Annotated in this window: 2 protein-coding genes; one reads left to right on the top strand and one right to left on the bottom strand. The window is 41.6% G+C overall.

Annotated elements, in window-relative coordinates; all coding sequences use genetic code 11:
• Positions 1-380 (bottom strand): glutaminase (locus PX484_RS10980; RefSeq protein ID WP_288103823.1); only part of this gene is annotated, 380 nt, incomplete at its 3' end.
• Between the two features lie 11 nt (positions 381-391).
• Between PX484_RS10980 and PX484_RS10985 the strand changes: the two genes are divergently transcribed.
• Positions 392-1,067, top strand: a 676-nt coding sequence (locus tag PX484_RS10985) for a molybdopterin molybdotransferase MoeA (RefSeq protein WP_288103824.1), incomplete at its 3' end; no start/stop codon positions are given.

Here is a 1,067-nt window from a genome sequence, read left to right on the forward strand (position 1 = left end):
TCCGCCAATGCGATCGCACCACTATTAATCATAGGATTACGGGGAAAACCGCGATCCTCTTGCAGTTGAGTTAAGGAATTAAAAGGATAACTAGAAGCTTGTTTTCCCACGCGACGAAAAACAGCATCTTCCCCTAAATGGTTTAAAAGATATAATAACAAAAAAGGTTTAATCACACTCATCAAAGGAAAAGTTACAGTTTCATCTCCCCAAGACAAAATCTCCCCCTCAAGACAGTGAATCTGAAGAGCGAAAACCTCGGGATTAACTCGGTTCAAAACTGGTATATAATAGGGAGTCTGACCCTTCCTATCCAATAAATGCACCTCCCCAATCCAAGCTTGTATATCTTCCACCCTTAATCTAGTTAATCGGTTCATTTTTTTAATCCATGTACTCAGTCAAAGAAGCAGAATCTATAATTTTAACTCAAATTCAACCCCAAAAGCAAACAGAAAAAGTTTCTCTAGAGGCAGCTTTTGGGCGCATTTTAGCCGAAGATATCAGCAGTGATTTAGACTTTCCCTACTGGGATAATTCCGCAATGGATGGCTATGCTGTCCGCTACGAAGATGTCAAAGACACTAACCCAGAAAATCCCGTTACTTTAAAGATTATCGCCGAAATTCCCGCCGGCAAAGCCCCCGAAAAAATTATTCAACCAGGAGAAACAGCCCGAATATTTACAGGAGCGATGTTACCCGCCGGCAGTGATACGATTATCATGCAGGAAAATACTAACAAAAAAGGGGAGCGAGTGGCGATTCTTATCCCTCCCGAAAAAATAGGTCTTTTCGTGCGTCAACGTGGCACATTCTATCAAGCAGGAAATACCTTATTAAAAGCCGGTATTGCCCTTAATTCTCCAGAAATAGCAGTTTTAGCCACGGCACAAGCTACCGAATTAACAGTTTTTTCCCGTCCGAAAGTGGCAATTTTCTCCACGGGAGATGAATTAATTAATCCCGATGAAACCCTCCAAAAAGGTCAAATTATTGACTCAAATCGCTACGCTTTAACCGCATTTGTCGCCAGTTTAGGGGCAATTCCCAGACCTTTAGGTATAA

The organism is Microcystis sp. M49636_WE2 (assembly GCF_030065375.1).
GTDB lineage: Bacteria > Cyanobacteriota > Cyanobacteriia > Cyanobacteriales > Microcystaceae > Microcystis > Microcystis aeruginosa_C.